Origin of the sequence: Pseudarthrobacter chlorophenolicus (assembly GCF_000962805.1) — a bacterium.
In the GTDB taxonomy this organism is placed as follows: Bacteria; Actinomycetota; Actinomycetes; order Actinomycetales; family Micrococcaceae; genus Arthrobacter; species Arthrobacter chlorophenolicus_A.
On record NZ_JZTW01000003.1, the window covers coordinates 224,378 to 241,544 of the forward strand.

The 17,167-nt window shown below is 65.7% G+C and carries 18 protein-coding genes; 9 read left to right on the top strand and 9 right to left on the bottom strand.

The genetic code is table 11. The annotated features are described in order from the left end of the window. Positions 1-20: 20 nt before the first annotated feature. Positions 21-527 (top strand): Lrp/AsnC family transcriptional regulator, encoded by a 507-nt coding sequence (locus UC32_RS05610; protein ID WP_045730252.1) that lies wholly within the window; start codon positions 21-23, stop codon positions 525-527. 205 nt (positions 528-732) lie between these two features. On the opposite strand, the gene UC32_RS05615 is transcribed toward UC32_RS05610, so the two are convergent. Continuing rightward, entirely contained in the window at positions 733-1,797 is a 1,065-nt protein-coding gene (locus UC32_RS05615) for a hypothetical protein (RefSeq protein ID WP_152642567.1), read from the bottom strand. Positions 1,798-2,105: 308 nt separating this feature from the next. Here UC32_RS05615 and UC32_RS05620 point away from each other — a divergent pair, with 308 nt between their 5' ends. From UC32_RS05620 to UC32_RS05640, 5 genes are read left to right on the top strand one after another with little or no spacing between them, the layout of a single operon-like run. Then, the gene (locus UC32_RS05620; RefSeq protein WP_045730254.1) at positions 2,106-3,755 is read left to right on the top strand and encodes a thiamine pyrophosphate-binding protein; all 1,650 of its coding nucleotides are present in this window, start codon (positions 2,106-2,108) and stop codon (positions 3,753-3,755) included. A gap of 46 nt (positions 3,756-3,801) precedes the next feature. Next, on the top strand, positions 3,802-4,050 hold the full coding sequence (locus UC32_RS05625; protein WP_045730255.1) for a type II toxin-antitoxin system Phd/YefM family antitoxin: 249 nt from the start codon (positions 3,802-3,804) through the stop codon (positions 4,048-4,050). Next, positions 4,047-4,316 (top strand): Txe/YoeB family addiction module toxin, encoded by a 270-nt coding sequence (locus UC32_RS05630; protein WP_045730256.1) that lies wholly within the window; start codon positions 4,047-4,049, stop codon positions 4,314-4,316. Before UC32_RS05625 ends, UC32_RS05630 begins: the two co-directional genes overlap by 4 nt. Positions 4,317-4,372: 56 nt before the next feature. After that, positions 4,373-5,287: a PucR family transcriptional regulator gene (locus UC32_RS05635; RefSeq protein WP_082071938.1), complete on the top strand. Its 915-nt coding sequence runs from the start codon at positions 4,373-4,375 to the stop codon at positions 5,285-5,287. A gap of 50 nt (positions 5,288-5,337) precedes the next feature. Then, positions 5,338-6,135 (top strand): alpha/beta fold hydrolase, encoded by a 798-nt coding sequence (locus UC32_RS05640; RefSeq protein ID WP_045730257.1) that lies wholly within the window; start codon positions 5,338-5,340, stop codon positions 6,133-6,135. 10 nt (positions 6,136-6,145) lie between these two features. On the opposite strand, the gene UC32_RS20690 is transcribed toward UC32_RS05640, so the two are convergent. Further along, a complete protein-coding gene (locus UC32_RS20690) occupies positions 6,146-6,289 on the bottom strand; it encodes a hypothetical protein (RefSeq protein WP_161797258.1) in 144 nt (47 codons plus the stop codon). A 280-nt stretch (positions 6,290-6,569) separates the two neighbouring features. Between UC32_RS20690 and UC32_RS05645 the strand changes: the two genes are divergently transcribed. Next, entirely contained in the window at positions 6,570-8,156 is a 1,587-nt protein-coding gene (locus UC32_RS05645; protein ID WP_045730258.1) for a PHP domain-containing protein, read from the top strand. Positions 8,157-8,298: 142 nt separating this feature from the next. Next, on the top strand, positions 8,299-9,228 hold the full coding sequence (locus UC32_RS05650; RefSeq protein WP_045730259.1) for an NADP-dependent oxidoreductase: 930 nt from the start codon (positions 8,299-8,301) through the stop codon (positions 9,226-9,228). Between the two features lie 154 nt (positions 9,229-9,382). Here the strand turns inward: UC32_RS05650 and UC32_RS05655 are convergent, their stop codons facing one another. From UC32_RS05655 to UC32_RS05680, 6 genes are all read right to left on the bottom strand, one after another. Further along, entirely contained in the window at positions 9,383-9,964 is a 582-nt protein-coding gene (locus UC32_RS05655; protein ID WP_045730260.1) for a TetR/AcrR family transcriptional regulator, read from the bottom strand. A gap of 51 nt (positions 9,965-10,015) precedes the next feature. After that, positions 10,016-10,882, bottom strand: coding sequence for an aldo/keto reductase (locus tag UC32_RS05660; RefSeq protein WP_045730261.1), 867 nt, complete (start codon positions 10,880-10,882; stop codon positions 10,016-10,018). Between the two features lie 241 nt (positions 10,883-11,123). Further along, positions 11,124-12,635 (bottom strand): MFS transporter, encoded by a 1,512-nt coding sequence (locus tag UC32_RS05665; RefSeq protein WP_045730262.1) that lies wholly within the window; start codon positions 12,633-12,635, stop codon positions 11,124-11,126. Positions 12,636-12,930: 295 nt separating this feature from the next. Further along, on the bottom strand, positions 12,931-13,200 hold the full coding sequence (locus tag UC32_RS05670) for a hypothetical protein (RefSeq protein WP_045730263.1): 270 nt from the start codon (positions 13,198-13,200) through the stop codon (positions 12,931-12,933). A 276-nt stretch (positions 13,201-13,476) separates the two neighbouring features. Further along, a complete protein-coding gene (locus UC32_RS05675; RefSeq protein WP_045730264.1) occupies positions 13,477-13,797 on the bottom strand; it encodes a GYD domain-containing protein in 321 nt (106 codons plus the stop codon). Positions 13,798-13,870: 73 nt separating this feature from the next. Next, positions 13,871-15,505 (bottom strand): serine hydrolase, encoded by a 1,635-nt coding sequence (locus UC32_RS05680; RefSeq protein ID WP_045730265.1) that lies wholly within the window; start codon positions 15,503-15,505, stop codon positions 13,871-13,873. 198 nt (positions 15,506-15,703) lie between these two features. Between UC32_RS05680 and UC32_RS05685 the strand changes: the two genes are divergently transcribed. Further along, positions 15,704-16,399, top strand: coding sequence for a DUF2306 domain-containing protein (locus tag UC32_RS05685; protein ID WP_045730266.1), 696 nt, complete (start codon positions 15,704-15,706; stop codon positions 16,397-16,399). On the opposite strand, the gene UC32_RS05690 is transcribed toward UC32_RS05685, so the two are convergent. Next, positions 16,383-17,135 (bottom strand): hypothetical protein, encoded by a 753-nt coding sequence (locus tag UC32_RS05690; RefSeq protein ID WP_152642568.1) that lies wholly within the window; start codon positions 17,133-17,135, stop codon positions 16,383-16,385. The genes UC32_RS05685 and UC32_RS05690 overlap by 17 nt on opposite strands. Between the last annotated feature and the right edge of the window lie 32 nt (positions 17,136-17,167).

Consider the following 17,167-nt stretch of genomic DNA (forward strand, 5'->3'; position numbering starts at 1 on the left):
CTAGTACCTCTGGTGAAAATATGACCATCTCCACCTCCCGCACCCTCGATTCGCTTGACGGCAGGATCATCCTTGCCCTGGACAAGGACCCCGAAGCCAGCGCCCTGGCGCTCTCCCGGACGCTCGGCGTTGCCCGCAACACCGTCCACTCCCGGCTGGCGAGGCTGGAGCGCAGCGGCGCGCTCCGCTCCTTCAGCCGCAGGCTGGACCCGGCCGCGCTCGGCTATGAGCTGATGGCCTTCCTCTCCCTGGAGATCAGCCAGACGCGGTTCGGCTCGGTGGAAAGCGGGCTCGCCGCGATCCCGGAGGTCATCGAGGTGCACGCAACCACCGGTGACGCGGACCTCATGGCCAAGGTGGTGGCCCGCGGCACCGCCGACCTCTACCGCATCACCAACCAGATCCTGGAGATCGACGGGATCCAGCGGACCAGCACCGCCATCTCCGTTATGGAACTCATGCCGCCTCGTTACGACGGGTTGATCAGCCGGCTGACGGAGCAGGAAGCCTTCACGGCCCACAAATAGCACGAAAGGGGACGCAGGTGCGCTTGAACCATTTCTTTAGCTTTGCCTCCAAAATGGAAGCACCGGCAACGTTTTGCCAACGCCGGTTCCGGCGCCCCGCACCGCAGACTGTGGCTCCTGCTCGGAGGAAGAGTTGAGGCGGCCACGGTTTCTGTTGCCCAGAATCTAAAGCTCGGTCTTTGGTTAGGAGGGCAATCAGCTCTTCTTAGTAACTTGGGGGCAAGAACGCGTTCAAACGACGCGCCCTGCGTGTTGCATATGCCATGGATTCTGGCACTAGTCTGGGATTTTCTCCAGACATGATGCTTTGCCAAACATCAATGCTATAAGCAACGTGAAAATCATTTTGCGGCTCGATCTGCAGCACTGGAACGGTCCAAGCATCAAGAGAATCTCGACTAAGCAAGACAGCTCCCTGGAGGGGTTGATTGAACGTATCGGTTATATCCTCCACATTCTCTTCAGGATTCCCTTGCAGGTAGCTGAATCCAGCCGCTATGTCGCATTCAACTTGGCTAGCAGTTTCCACAAATGGCGAAAAACAGTGACGGTTGACGAAGGTGCTACCCACCAAGTACTTCACGTCCTCGACCGTGATTTGACCAAAGATGACCCTGGCGTCGCCGTTTGGAACCCTGTCGTTCAACCACGTCTGGGCATCGACGAGAGCCGGGGGCTCCTCCGGGTGCAGCCGAGGTGCCAACATGCCCGGCTGACTCGTAAGGGGAAAGTGGCTCCATTCCGCTTTTTCATCGCGGTGGACTATTTGAGGAGCGACGACAGCAAAGAAACGCAAGACCTCCAACATGGTCTCGGTCACCTCTTTGTCGAACAGAACACCGTCGTAGAACGGCTTTAGCAACTTGGTTCTTGTGTGCAGCTTGTCGTGTGCCTCCTGAGGAATTTCGTCCCAAAACGCGTAGGTCCGCATCCCTTGCAAACCTCCGACCAGGCTATTGGCTCTTGGGCTGATGATGTGCATAACATGCTGCTGGACATTCCGCGCATATTTCACAGCTTTGATAAAGCCCACCCCGGGAAGAGTCGAGGAATCCAGGAGATTGATATACGCATTCTTATCGTTGATGTTCTGGGAAAAATGCTCATTGAGCGTCTGCGTACTCACTAAGAAAGCCCGAACTGCCTGCCCATAATCATTGCCACGGGCCGTCGCCGCATAATAGGCGGCGACGTTTGCCTGGAGGTCCTTCATTGCCTGTTGTAGAACTGGTAATTCATTAGGTGTAACGCCTACGTGGTTCTGCTGCAAAATATAGCCCTTTCCATGGAACTTTCAGTATCATCCTAATCTTGTGAATGTGGCGGAGGCCGCTCCCCCTGCGGAGATCGATGGGATTCAGTGGACCAGCACGGCCATCTCCATCCTGGAGCTCATGCCGCCCCGGCACGAGGGCCCATCAGCCGGTTGCCGAAGGAGGAATCTCCCGCTTTGAACTAACTGCTAGTGACGCCCGCTGCCGGTGCGCGTATTGTCAGTCCCCCGCTCACCCGCTGCCAAAAGTCCCAACGAGAATCGCGGCTCTTGCCGTTCCGTGAGCTGGACCGCAGGATTCCTGCATGACTTCAGTTACCGTCTCCGGCCGTGTGGCACAGGTTCTCAGCAGCTATGTCAGCGACGTCTTCGGCGTCATGGGCAACGGCAACGTCTACTTTCTGGACGCCGCGGAGCAGCAAGGCCTGCGCTTCACCGCGGTCCGGCACGAGGGCGCCGCCATCGCCGCGGCCGACGCCTACTACCGCACCTCGGGACGGCTCGCCGCGGGCACCACCACCTACGGCCCCGGCTACACCAACGCGCTCACCGCCCTGGCCGAGGCCGTCCAGGCGCAGATCCCCGTCGTGCTGGTCACCGGCGACGCCCCCACCAGCGGCGCCCGCCCCTGGGACGTGGACCAGGCCGCCATCGCCGCCGGCCTCGGCGCGGCCACCTTCACCGTCACCCGCGACGCCGCGGGCGCCGTCACCCGGCAGGCGGTGGAGTACGCACTCACCCGGCGCACCGCCGTAGTGCTGGCCATCCCCTACGACCTCGCCGCGCTCGAGGCTGAGGATGAGGACCTTCCGGAGCCGGCGGCGTTGGAGGTGACGGACGACGGCGGCACGGGCCTTAGGCAGGTGGCCCGCCTTCTCGCCGGGGCACGGCGGCCGCTGATGCTGGCCGGCCGGGGTGCGCACCTCGCCGGCGCCGGCCCGGAACTCCGCGAACTTGCCGACCGGCTCGGCGCACTGACCGCCGGAACCGCCCTGGCGCTCAACCTCCTCAATGGCGAGGGGTACCTGGGCGTGGCGGGCGGTTTCGGCACCGATACCGCGGCCGGCTTCATGGGCGAGGCCGACGTGGTCCTGGTGGCCGGGGCCAGCCTGAGCCCGTTCACCATGCGGTTCGGGCACCTGCTCAACCCGGACGCCACGGTTATCCAGATCGACACGGCGGTGGAACCGACAAACCCGCGGGTCGACGTGTTTGTTCAGGCGGACGTGAAGGCTGCCGCTGCGCGGCTCTTGGCTTTGGTTGATCTTGACGCGGCTGCTGGTGCGTGGCGTTCGGAGGCTGTCCGGCGGCTGGCTTCCGGTCCGGGCCATGCTGCGGGTTCCGCTTCGACTGAGGACGGGCGGCTGGATCCGCGCGCCCTGGCAACCGCACTGGATGCCGTGCTGCCGGAGCGCCGCACGGTGGTGCAGGACGGCGGGCACTTCATTGGGTGGGCGCCGATGTACTGGAACATCCCGCGGCCGCAGGACCTCGTGATGGTGGGGACCGCGTTCCAGTCCATCGGGCTGGGCCTTGCGAGTGCCGTCGGGGCAGCCCGCGCGGTAGAGGACGGCCGCACCCTGGTGCTGGCCTCCGGCGACGGCGGGTTCTTGATGGGCTTGTCCGACCTTGAATCGCTGATTGGTGCCGCCCGCAGCGCGGTCGTGGTGATCTATAACGACGCCGCGTACGGGGCAGAGATCCACCAGTACGGTTCGCAGGGCCTGACCGAGAAGCCCATGCTGATCCCGGAAGTGGACTTCAGCGGGGTTGCCCGGGCTTTGGGTGCCGAGTCTACTGTGATCCGTTCACTCGAGGACCTGTCGGCGCTGCAGGACTGGATCGACTGCGGATCTCGCGGGACGTTCGTGGCCGACTGCCGGATCACGTCCACGGTCCGCGCACCCTGGTTGACCGAATGGATGAACGCCAAGCAGGCCAAACAACCAGCATGACCATAGGTCCGACTGGTACCATATCTAGTACGACAAGGAGGAAGACATGGCAATCACCACAAGCGAGGCACGGCGTGACCTCTTCGGCCTGATCGAACGCGTCAACCTCGATCACACCGAAGTCGAGATCACGTCCAAGCGCGGATCCGCGGTCCTCATGTCCAAAGAAGAATACGACGCCCTGGTGGAGACCACCCACCTGCTGCGGTCGCCCAAGAACGCACAGCGGTTGCTGACTTCCCTTGCTGCCGTGCGGGATGGTCAAGTCACCGAGCACGCGCTTACCGATCCGTGACCTCCGGCCGCAGGCTGGCGTGGACCGCCGAAGCGTGGGAGGACTACCTCTACTGGCAAACCCAGGACCGCAAGACACTAAAGCGGATCAACACCCTCATCGAAGACACGCTGCGCGATGATCCCTTCGAGGGCATCGGAAAGCCCGAAGCCCTGAAACACGCGCTAGCCGGAGCCTGGTCCAGGCGTATCGACCAGGAACACAGACTTGTCTACATGGCTAATGACCAGTACGTGACCATCTTGCAGGCGCGCTACCACTACTAAGGGCTGGCCCCCGCATCTTCCCTCCCCGCGCTGGCAGCCAGACACTCCGGGCGCTGATGAGAAGGACTGCTTGGTCTCCCCGCACGTCCACTGTCAGGGCACCGTGGCTGACCGAGTGGATGAACGCGAAGCAGGCAGCGAAGGCTGCGGTGGCACGCTCTGCGTCCGACTTCGGCGAACGCCGTAACGCGGACCTGATCCGGACGCTGCTGGACGACGCACCGCACGCGTCCGTTGCAGCCGCCGAACTCGGGCTGGACGCCGCCGGCGGGCTCGCCGTCGCGGCCTTCTCCATCATCAGGCCGGAGACCACAAGCCTGGAATCCGTCCGCGAAATCCACCGGCTCCTGCACCTGGTCACCACCGTCTGCATTGTGCAGTACACCAACAGCCACAGCGCCCTCATCGGATCGGTGGTCTACGCGCTGCTTCCCAGCAATGAATCCACGGCGCGGTCCGTTCACGCGCGGATCCTCCGGGAGATCCAAACCTACTCGCCAACCGTTACCTCCTACCCCCTGATCGCGGCCGCAGGCGGTGTTGCAACCCGCATCGAAGACCTGCCGCGCTCCAGGACAGAGGCGGCCCAGACACTCGATTACCTTCTGACGCTGCACTCAAGCGGACAATCAAGCTCCACCGTGGCGCTCGTCGAGGACTACCGGACGCCGCTGAACCTGTTGAAGGTGGGCGAATTCATCAATGACCAGGGCCTGGCCAGCCACGATGACATCGCCAGGATCAGGGCACACGACGCTGCGCAGCAGACCGACTACCTCGACACGCTGAGGGCATACCTGGCCGCGAACGGAAACATCTCGGCGGTAGCCCACCTCCTTCACGTGCACAACAACACGGTCCGGTACAGGGCTTCCCGCCTGGACGATGAATTCAAGCTTGACCTGGCAGACCCGCAGAAACGCCTGTGGCTCTGGCTGCGGCTCACCACAGAGGACCTCGTCGGCAAGTAGCCCTGCGCATTCCGTGCCGTGGCCCGCGAATGGTGGCGTAGCCTGAACCCATGGACGCCGACATCCGGCAGCTCCGGCTCCGCACCGGCATCACGGTGCCATGCCTCGTTCAGGACACCGGCAGGACCGGCACTCCCCTGCTGTTACTCCACGCCTGGGGCGAGTCCCGCAAGAGCTTCTACCGGCTGATCCCCCTGCTGGCCGGCTGCAGAATCTATGCTCCAGACCTTCGTGGCCAGGGCGACGCGGACAAGCCCCTGAACGGCTACTCCCTGGCGGAGCAGGCGGAGGACGCCGCCGCCATCCTGGACGCGCTCGAACTGCCGCACGCCGCCGTCGTCGGCTCCTCCAGCGGCGGGTACGTGGCCCAGCAGCTTGCCGTCACCCACCCCGACAAAGTGGCGGCACTGGTGCTGGTGGGGTCTCCCCTGACCCTGCGGGGACGGCCCGCCTTCGCCGACGAAGTGGACGCTCTGTCCGACCCTCTCGATGAAGCGTGGGTCCGGAACTCTCTGGCCTGGTTCCCCCGGATCCACGACGTCCCCGCCTGCTACATCGAGGACCGGATCCGCGACGGCCTCAACATGCCCGCGCACGCCTGGAAAGCCCTCCTCAACGGACTCTGCCAAGCCACCCCGCCCACAGAAACCGGAACCATCCAGACACCCACGCTCATCCTCTGGGGCGGGCAGGACAACCTGCTGCCGCGTACGGACCAGAAAAGATTGGCCGGACGAATTCCGGGCGCCGTGCTGAAGGTCTACCCGGACGTGGCACACCTGGTCCTGTGGGAGTGCCCCGAGCGAGTGGCAGCGGACGTCATTGGGTTCCTCAGCCCGGTCGGCTGACTGCGAGCGCTCAGGATGCGCGGCGGTATTCCCCCGGCCGGACCTGGAGATGGAACGGCAGCGGCAGCTGGATCGGCTTTTCGCCGATCGGCTGGTCGAGCAGCTCGTTGATAGAGCTCTGCCCTTCCAGTTCGCCGTTCCGTTTACTGCCCATGTAGTCGACGCTAACGGCCACGTGCCCGGTCCATCGCGCAGGACACGCGCGCGCGGCTTGCACGGGAGAGAGCCGGGCGCCGCCGTCGAATACTCCCGCGGCCAAGCCGCGCCACGGATGCGAACGGGAGCAACGGCCCGTTTACCGCCCGGACAGGTGCCGCCACCCGAATGTTCATGTCCCCTGTATTGACTGAGGAAGACCTCCTAAGGGGCGCGGCACCAGGTTTCCAGATGATGCGCCCGCCCCTCCGTATCTCGCACACAGCAGTAAGGCTCCCATGACAAACGGTATGTCCCGCCGCGGAATTTTGAAGACCGGTTCGGTCCTAGGACTCGGCGCTTCAGTAGCAGCGGTCACTCCCGTCCACGCCCTCGCGCAGACGTCCCAGCGCACCAAGAAGGGAAAGTACTTCTGGCTGAACGGGGACCACCACGTCCACACCCTCTTCAGCAACGACGGGAAATACCGCGTCCAGGACCACGTCCGGCAGGCCATCCGCTACGGTGTCAACTGGCTGGTCCTCACCGACCACGGCAACGTGGCCCACTCCCAGCTCAGCACCGAGCAGATCGTGCCCCTCATCGACGAGGTCCGCAAAGAATTCGGCGATTCGATCCTGATCTACCACGGCCTGGAGTGGAACATCCCCGGGGCGGAGCATGCCACGGTCTTCGTGGCACCGGGCCGCGACGATGTCGCCGTCATGAAGGAAGTGGAGGCGCGCTGGGACGCCCGGGTGAAGGGCACCCGCGACGGCACGGCCGCCAACGAGGCCCTGGCCCTGGAGGGCATCCGCTTCATGGGTGAGGCCCGCGCCAGGAAACGGGTTGAGGACATCATCATGATTCCCAACCACCCCTCACGGCAGGGCATCGACTCACCGCACGAGATCCGGGCATGGATCCAGGCAGCACCGGACGTGGTCATCGGCATGGAAGGCGCGCCCGGGCACCAGGCCGGCGGACTGCCGGCGCCGCACGTCGGCAGCCGCGCACGGGGACTTTACGACGGCGGCCCGGGCACCTTCTCCTTCAAGGGGTACCCCACGGAGTCGTACCGCACGTGGGGTGGCTTCGACTGGATGACTGCCACCGTCGGCGGTGTGTGGGACAGCCTGCTCGCCGAAGGACGGCTGTTTTCCGTCACCGCCACCTCGGACAGCCACAACGTCTACCTGGACACCACCACCCGCGGCCCGGGCAGCGACTTCGACGCCAAGGGCCGCACCGAGGACCCTGTGTACAGCGGAACCGTGGACCTCACGGAAAACGACTTCTGGCCCGGCTACTACAGCCGCACCCACGTGGGGGCCGAAAAAGTCAGCCACGCCTCCGTGATGCAGGGCCTGCGCGAAGGGCGGGTCTGGGTGGACCACGGCTGCCTGATCGACGCGATCGATGTGAGTGTGGCGGACCAGGCCAAGTCGGCCACGCTGGGCGGGAAGCTTGAAACCAAACGCGGCCGGAAGGTCACCCTCACGGTGTCCGTCACCCCGGCGTCCAAGCCAAACTTCGCAGGCTTCATCCCTGAGCTGGCCCGGGTTGACGTCATCCTGGGCAAGGTGACCGGTCCGGTCACGGACGCTGACACCATAACCGCACCCGATACCCGCGTGATCACCCAAATGCCCATCAAGGACCTGACGCTCCGGAACGGCACCTACACCTGGACCCAGGAAATCGAAACCCCCTTCGAAAACTTCTACGTCCGCCTTCGCGGCACGGACGGAAAGAAGTCCCAGCCCGGCTTCCTCGGCGCAGACATCGACCCCGCCGGCCCGGCCATGGATGAGATCGGGAATGCAGATCCCTGGGAAGACCTGTGGTTCTACACGAACCCCGTCTTCGTGGAAGTCAGCAAGTAGTCCCACATGACGCCTGGCACCCGGGTCACGCGAGTGGCCCGGGGGCATTCTCTTGAAAGGCTGGCGGTTGTTGGCCCGTGCGATTGGCCACTTTCCGATCGCGTCCGGAATAGCAACGCCTGCCCACGCGGTTGCCCCAAGCATGAAGGCAATCACTTACAGCGAATACGGAAACCCGGACGTCCTCGAATACGGCGACCAGCCGATGCCGAAGGTGGGTCCCGGCATGGTCCTGGTCAAGGTCAAGGCAGCGGCGGTGAACCCGGTGGACTGGAAGATCATGGCCGGCGGCCTGGACGCCGTCATGGACCTGCAGTTCCCCGCCATCCCCGGCTGGGACGTGGCTGGGGTGGTGGAATCGGTGGGCATTGACGCCCGGCAGTTCCAGCCCGGTGACGAGGTCATTTCCTACGCCCGCAAGGACTATGTCCACGGCGGCTCCTTCGCGGAGTACATCGCCCTGCCGGAACGCCTCCTGGCCCGCAAGCCTGCCACCCTCGGCTGGAACGAGTCGGCCGGCCTGCTGCTGGCCGGCCTCACCGCCTACCAGGTCCTCAACCGGCTGGGCCTGAAAGCCGGCGAAACGGTCTTGATCCACGGCGGCTCCGGCGGCGTGGGCTCCTTGGGCATCCAGATCGCCGTGTCCTTGGGCGCGAAAGTTATCGCCACCGCGTCGGAAAAGAACCACGAGTTCCTCCGCTCTCTGGGCGCCGAGCCCGTGGCATACGGCGATGGGCTCGCCGACCGGGTCCGCGCGCTGCGTCCCGACGGTGTGGAGGTGGTGGCCGACTTCGTGGGCGGAAACCTCGACGCCACCCTGGCCGTCCTGGCCGACGGTGGCCGGCACGCCTCCATCGCCGACAGCGAGGTGGAACAGCACGGCGGGGACTGGATGTGGGTCAGCCCGGTAGGCGCCGACCTGCAGGCACTGGCGGATTTGGTGGACAACCGGAAACTCACGGTGGAAGTTGCCGAGGTCTTCCCGCTCGACAAAGCTGCCGATGCCTTCCGCTCCAACATGGAAGGCCACACCCGCGGCAAGATCGTCGTCGCCGTGGACCAGAACTCCTAGCAGGACAGCACCACGCCGAAGGCTCCGTCCCATAGGACGGAGCCTTCAACGTATGGAGACGCAAACCGCTCCCCCACCCAACAGGACCGCCGGCACCCCACCCGGCCGCCGCCGTCGTACGCTTTCGAAGCAAGCAACCGCCAAGCGCCTCGCCTTACGGGCGCGCCGGGGCTCCCGCGAGTAATCCGTTGAAGACGATATCGAGGATCCGGGCGGCCTGCGCCTCACCGTCGCCATGGGGATCGAGCTGCCAGATGCCGGCGATGGCAAGGATGAAATCACCGGCGGTGACGTCGGGGCGAATGGTGCCGGCGCGGTGGTTGGCGTCCAGCATCCGCTCCACCGCCTGCACCACCATGGAGTAGCCGGGCTGCGCGGACCCCTCGGACGAGCCGACGATCCGGCGCATCACGCTGGACAGGCCGATCTTGGCCGCGGCGAACCGGGCCAGCTGGCCCATCCATGCCCGCAACGCCTCCTCCGGGGACAGCGTTCCCAGCAGCTCCTCCGCGCCATCCACCAGCGTCCGCACCTCGTGGCTGTACACCTCGAGGACCAGGGCCTCCCGGCTGGGGAAGTTCCGGTAGAACGTGCCCTGCCCGACGCCGGCCTTCTTGGCGATGGCGCTCAGGGGAACCTCGACATTCTCCGACAGTTCCTGCAGGGCGACCGTGAGGATCCGCTCGCGGTTGCGCTGGGCGTCGGAGCGCTGCGGCTCCCCTGCTCTGCTCTCCACGGCGAATCCTTTCCAACGCGCTGCCCGGGGTTATTCCAACCCTAGCCGCCGTCAGGCAGCGCCGAGGTCCGCCATGTCCTCCTCCGTCAGCCGGATCCGCCCTGCTGCCATGTTTTCCGCCAGGTGTTCCGGCGAGCCGGTGCCGGGGATGGCCAGGACCACCGGCGAGGATGCCAGGAGCCAGGCCAAGGCGATCTGGTGCACGGTGACGCCGTGGCGCTTGGCCACCAGCGTGACCTGCTCTTCGGCAATGTCGCCCATGCCCCCGCCCAGCGGGAAGAAGGGCACAAAGGCGATCCCCGCGGCTTCGCATTCGCGCAGGAGGTCCGCATCATCGCGCTTGGCGGCGTGGAAGTGGTTCTGCACCGCCGCGACGGGGGCGATGGCCCGCGCTTCCGCCAGGTGGCCGGCGTCGACGTTGCTCAAGCCCAGGTGCCGGATCAGCCCTTCCTGGCGCATGGCTGCCAGGACCTCGAACCGGGCCGCCAGGGACTCCCCGTGCGGCAGGTCGGCCATGCCGATGCGAAGGTAGACCAGGTCCAGGGAGTCCCTGCCCAGTTCCTGGAGGTTCTGCTCCACCATCCGGCGGATGTCATCAGGTGCTGTCTGCTGGTGGACGTGGCCGTCAGCGCCGCGCGACGGTCCCACCTTCGTGGCCAGGACCAGGTCCTGCGGGTAGGGGTACAGCGCTTCGCGGATCATGGCGTTGGCACTGAGCGACCCGTCGTCACTGGCATAGAAGGCGGCCGTGTCGATGTGGTTCACCCCGGCCTCGACTGCGGCTCGGAGCACGGTGCGGCCCCGTTCCGGGTCGCGGGCGGGGCCCGTGAAGCCGTTGGCGGCGAGGCGCATGGCACCGAAGCCGATCCGGTTGACGGGCAGGTCGCCGCCAAGGAGGAAGGTCTGGGAATTGGGCATGGGCAGTGTCCTCTGTGTGAAGTGTGGGTGCTGCGGCGCGTTGGCCGCGGTGGCCGCCGGAAGGGAGTCCGGGCGTGACGGACCGAGGTTCGTTGGGCGTGAAGAGCCAAGCTAAGCGGACAATTGTCCGTTTAGGAATAAGGTACCGGACAGTTGTCCGCTTAGCAAGAGGTTCTGGTGAGTCAGTCCCAAACGGAACCGCCTGCACCCAACCCGGACGCCGCCGTCGTACGTTCCTTCCCTACATGACCGTCGGCTTGTCCGGCCGGTTATGCGAGGCCCGTGCGGCCTCGAAGCTCTCCTCGAACGGCAGCGATTCCAAGTCCAGCAGCGGATCATTGTCCTGGTTCTCCACCAGCCTCCGGGCCTCCTCCTGCGAGTCGACGCTGGGCATCGACCCGGGCAGGTGCCGGCCGGCGGATTCGGGCAGGAAGTAGATGGCGACGGCGGCGATCACGGCCACGCCCATGAGGTAGTAGGCGATGGTCATGTCGTTGCCGGTCAGTTCAATGAGCGCCGCGATGATGAACGGCGCCGTGCCGCCGAAGATGGCCACAGCGAAGTTGTAGGCGATGCCCATGGCGGAGTAGCGGTGCTCGGTGGGGAACAGTGCCGGGAGTGCCGAGGCGAGGTTCGGCACCGAGAACGCGACCGGGAAGGCGATCAGCGCCAGACCCAGGAACGTCATGGGAACGCTGTGGGCGGCGATCGCCAGGAACGCCGGGATCGCGAACACCGCCGTGCTGAGCGCCCCGATCCATAGAACCTTACGGCGGCCGAACCGGTCCGATAGCCGGCCCGTAAACGGAATGCAGAGCGCCATCGCCACCAGCACCGGGATGGTCAGCAGCGTGCCGTCCACCTCGCTGTAGCCCTTGTTGCTGGTCAGGTAGGTGGGCATGTAGGAGGTGAGGGCGTAGGCCACGGTGTTGGCGGCCGCGGCCAGAATCATGGCCAGCAGGATGGGCCGCCAGTGCGCCTTCAGGATCCCCAGCGGACCAACGGGCCTGAGCTCCTCCCCCGTCTCCGGATGCGTGGCCGCCACGGCTTCGGCTTCCATGGTGGCCTTGAACGCGGCAGATTCCTCGATCTTCATCCGGAAGTAGACGGCCACGGCGCCCAACGGTCCGGCCACCAGGAACGGCAGCCGCCAGCCCCACGCCTCCATCTGTTCCTGGCCCAGCACCAGCTGCAGGACCGACACCACCAGGCCGCCGGCAGCGAAGCCCAGGTAGCTGCCCATGTCCAGGAAGCTGACGTAGAAGCCGCGGCGCCGGTCTGGGGCGTGCTCGCACACGAAGGTGGTGGCGCCGGAGTATTCGCCGCCGGTGGAGAAGCCCTGCACCAGCTTCAGGACCACCAGCAGCACCGCAGCCCAGATGCCCAGCACCGAATAGCCTGGCAACAGGCCGACCGCGAACGTGGCCGCGGCCATGATCATCAGCGTCATGGCCAGGACCTTCTGCCGGCCGATCTTGTCGCCCAGCCAGCCGAAGAAGATGCCGCCCAGCGGCCGGGCGATGAACGTGGCCGCGAACGTCCCCAGCAGGAACAGGTTCTGCACCGCCTTGTCCGCCTCGGGCAGGAACACCGGGCCCATGGTGGTGATGAGGTAGCCAAACACGCCGACGTCGTACCACTCCATCGTGTTGCCCACGATGGTGCCGCCCAGCGCTTTCTTGAGCGTGTGCTGGTTCACCACGTTGACGTCGCTGATCTTCAGCCGCCGTTGCTGCCCGTTGTGCTGTGCCATCGCCCGCTCACCGCCGCATCGCTTGTCAGCTGGGCACGCGCCGGGCGTTCGTCCGGCTCAACCGTCCCCCAGCAGCCCAACTCCCCCGATCATCCCGCCGCGGGCGTGGTGTGGCAACAACGAAAACCTAATCATCCTGTCGGCGCAGCACATCGGCCCCCAACCTTTGGCGCAGGGGCAGGCCGTGCGCCCGGGCCGGGGATGCAAAAAAGAGGAGGCCGACGGCGATACCTGGTATCGCCGTCGGCCTCCTTTTCGCGCCGTACTGGTGCCCTGCACCAAAGGCGCTGCGACTCTAGGCGGCCGCGGGAAGCGTTACGTAGCTGCCCTCGATGGTTCCGGCAGGAACCGTAGGAGTGCCATCCACGGTGACATAGGTGCCACGGGTGACGGGACGAAGGTTTCGGCTGCCGGCGGCGGCGACATAGGTGCCCTCCGCGAGGGCCGCAGCGCTGCCTGCGGGAAGGGTGACGTAGCTGCCACCGCGGAGTGCGGTGTCAGCGACGCCATGTTCGGTGGTGCGGGTGGGTTCGGTGGTTGCGGGGCGTTCAGCCAGCAAAGTCATGGGTTCTCCTTGGAATATCAGGATTGTGGGCCATTCCGGTTCCAAGTACTGCTCAAGCGGGAGGACGCGTTACGGGTTATGTCGCTGGCCCTGCCGGCCCGGGAATGTTCACCGGTGCGGTACTCGAGGGCTTCGGCGGCCTACACACAAGTTTACCGGCTTATTATGAGCTACTCAAAATAAAGTGTGGAGGCTCACGCCGGGTCTTCAGGCACCGCGCGGCAGGCCGCCGTCGTGATGTACGACGGCGGCCGCTGGCCAGGGTGCCTAACCCGCCTACTTCCCCGGGGCGCGGTAGGACGGGGTCTTCTTAGCGGCCTCGTCGAGGTCCTCCACCGTGAGAAGCGGCTTCAGCCGGACGTTGACGTTCCCGGACGAATTGATCAGCAGCGACAATGCTGCGGCGCTGGCATCGTCAGGCACATCGAAGACGCCGAGGACGTCGTAGTACCCGAAGGCGTAGTAGAAGCTCTCCAACGTTCCGCCCACGGATTTCAGTGCTTCCGTGAGGGCGTCGCGCCTGGCGGTGCCGCCTTCCTGCATAAGCCCCTTGATGCCCTGGCCCACGTACGTTGCTTCAAAAAGATACTTCGGCATGGTTCTTCCTTCCTTCATTGTGTTTCATCTGGCGCTCTCTGACCTAGCGTTGGCAGCGTGCCGCCGTCGTAAATTACCTCCCGCGCCGGGTGAACGTTCCCAGCCCGGTCCTGTTGTAGAAGTCCAGGACCACCTGCTGCGACGAGCCGTGCCGCGACTCCGTGAAGATCGCCCCGGCCAGGCCGTTGCCGTTCTCGCCGATGCTCTCGAAGCTGAAGGTGTCGCCGTCGAAGTGCTTCAGCGGGAAGGTTGTCTGCTTCCCGTCCGGGCCCATCCTCATGGCAAGCCCGCCGTCCTCCTGGAAGACCACCAACGGGCCGTAGTAGGAGTTGGCATAGGTGCCCGTGTACCGGCGGTCCGGCCCGGGCGGCGTGGGGTTGGCCGGGGCTTTGCCGTAGTCAATCTCCGGCTTGTCCGCCTCGTCCTGCTGCCGGAAGATGCCGCGGGTGAAGGGCAGCCAGTCCACGGTGGGCGAGCCGTGCTGGGCCGTGTCCATGAAGTCCGCGTTGACGGCCTCCGGGATCCCCTGCGGGCGGCCGTTGGTCAGGGTCACGATGGCAAGCTGTTCGCCGGGCAGCATGTTGACGGCAGTGGCCGCTCCCAGGTTGAAGGCGCCGGAGTGTCCCAGCTGCACGCGGCCTTCGTCGTCGTAGGACACGTTCCAGCCCAATCCGTAGAAGCGGGATCTCGCCGCGGGTGCCGACGCCGGGCCGGACACGGAGTGCGGCACGTGGGTGGTCTGCAGCGCGGCCGCATCAATCACCGGGGTGCCGCCGTAGGTGCCGCCGCCCAGCTGCAGCCGGAGCCACTGGGCCAGGTCCCGCACTGACGAGCTGGCGCCGCCGGCCGGGGCTTCGGCGTCGGGATCCCTGCGGTACTTCGCCGCCCACTGCTTGTCCCCCACCGGCACGTGGAGAACGGCCCGGTTCTGCCTCTTCTCATAGTCCGCACGCCGGTAGCTGGACGAGGCCATGCCCAGCGGCCCGAACAGGATCCTGTCCGCCAGGTCCTCCCACGACGTGTCCATGGCGTCCGCTGCCGCCTGGCCGCCCTCCGTGAACCCGAAATTGCTGTAGTGGTAGCTGGACCGGAACGCGTCCAGCGGCTGCTGGTTCAGGTGGGACAGGATGTAGTCCCGGTCGAAGCCGAGGTCCTCGAGCAGGTCGCCGGCGCCGGTATGCAGTCCGCTTCGGTGGGACAGCAGGTCGGCGAAGGTGGCGTTCCGGGTGACGTACTCGTCGTTGAGGGCGAAGTCCCCGTTGTGCTTGATCACCGGGTCCGTCCAGGCGACCACCTCCCGGCCCACCACGCCCGCGATCACCGTGGAAGCGAGCGGTTTGGACACGGACGCCACCTGGAACACCGTATCCGGCGTGACCTTTTCCGGCTTGCCCACTTCCCGGACGCCGAAGCCCTTGGCGTACAGCACCTCGTCCTGATAGACGACGGCGACAGCCAGCCCGGGCAGTCCGGTGTCGGCGAGCGCGTACCCGGCGAAGTCGCCCAGCCGCGCCAGTGCACGGTCCACCTTGGCCCTGTCCAGCAGTGGGGGCACCTGTCCCGGCGGGGCGGGGAGCAAAGCGGATGGCACCGATGCGGACGCCTGCCTCGGTGCGTTGCCGGCGGCCAGGAGGGGCACTCCGGCAGCCCCGATTCCGGCGGTTTTGAGGAGGGTGCGGCGGGTGGGCAAAACTGAACCACTGGTCATGGCGGATCCTTGATCCTCAGGCGGTGAGCACTTTTATGAGGCCCCAGCCGTCCCGCGCCTTAATACTGGACCCGGCGCCCGGGCGGTGCAATGGGCACCCGGCAGCTTTAGGGCTTCCGGCCTATCGCGGTCCCGGCGGCGGGGCAGTATGGTGGGCCCACGCCCGCGCAATTTTGACCCGGGAAAGAGGCGACTCCCATGGCCACCGCATCCGTTCCGCACACCCGCCCGCAGCCCAAAACCCGCTGGCTGGTCCCCGCCGCCCTCATTCTGCTCAGCCTGGTTCCCCTCATCGCCGGCACGGTCCGCCTGACCGACCTGGCCGGCGGTGAGGTGCGGCCGGACAACGCCCGGTTCTTCGACTCGCCCGTCCCGGTGCTGATACACGTCCCCACGGTCACGGTGTACCTGCTGCTGGGCGCGTTCCAGTTCGTTCCCTCGCTGCGGCAGGGCAAGCGCGGGAAGCTCAGTTGGCATAAGATGGCCGGCCGCATCCTGGTGCCAGCGGGTCTGCTGGCAGCCCTATCCGGTTTATGGATGGCGGTGTTCTACGACCTTCCCCCGCTCGACGGTCCGCTGCTGCTGACCCTCCGGCTGGTGTTCGGGTCCGCCATGGTGGCGTTCCTGGTCCTCGGGTTCCGCGCGGTTCGGCGCCGCAACTATGTCCGGCACAGCGAGTGGATGTCCCGCGCGTATGCTATCGGCATTGCCCAGGGCACCATCGTGGTGGTCACTATTCCCTGGACTGTCCTGGTGGGGCCGGTAACCGAGCTGAGCCGCGGCCTCCTGATCGGAGCGTCGTGGGTGCTCAGCCTGGCGGTGGCCGAGTACTTCATCCACCGCCGGGCGCATAAAGCTGGCCACCGGCCGCACACGTCTATCCAGCCGGTCTAGCTTCCGCGACCGGAACCAGCCGGTAGGCGAACCGGGCTGACGGATTTTCGTCCGGGTTGACCCTGAAGCCCGCTCCCTTGCCGGTCAACAGCACCGGAACCTTCAGCACCTTTCCGTCGCAGGGAATGTTTACGGGCGCCAGGATTTCGGCACCGGCAGCGGCAGCCAGGCCCGCCTTGGTCCAAGGCACACCGTCACAGACGATCTGGAGCTCGTACTGGCCGGGTTCGGCTGTCAGTGTGGCCGCGGCGGGCTGGTTGCCTTGATGGCTGCCCCTCAGCTCACCTGGCAGCACCGGCTGCAGCTGCTGTGACGACCAGTCCGACAGGTCCTCTAGCTCCGATAACCGCGGGTCCGGGTTTGCCTCGATCTTAACGCCAGTGGCGGACGGCTTGCCTGTGGGCGGAACGGTGCTGATGGTGACGGGGCCGCCGTTGTGCCTCATGAAGCGGTCCAGCGTGGCGTCGCATCTGAACTCCGCACGCTCCGGGACGCCGTCCTCCCCCACGATGGTGAGTTTGGCTCCGTAGACTCCGGCGCAAGCACCGGTAACCAGGTAATCCCCCGGCGCCAGTGCCAGGGACAGCTTGCCGGCCGGTTCTGCGTCCGACGGCATGCCCGGTTCCGTCAGCGACACCCCAAGCAGGGCCGCCACCTCATCCACGTTCTCTTCGAAGGAGCGCTGTTGACGCCAGCCGAAAATAGGGCCAAATACGCCAACTGAAAATGAGGCCACTGACCATTATGGAAGGTGATCACATTGGATGT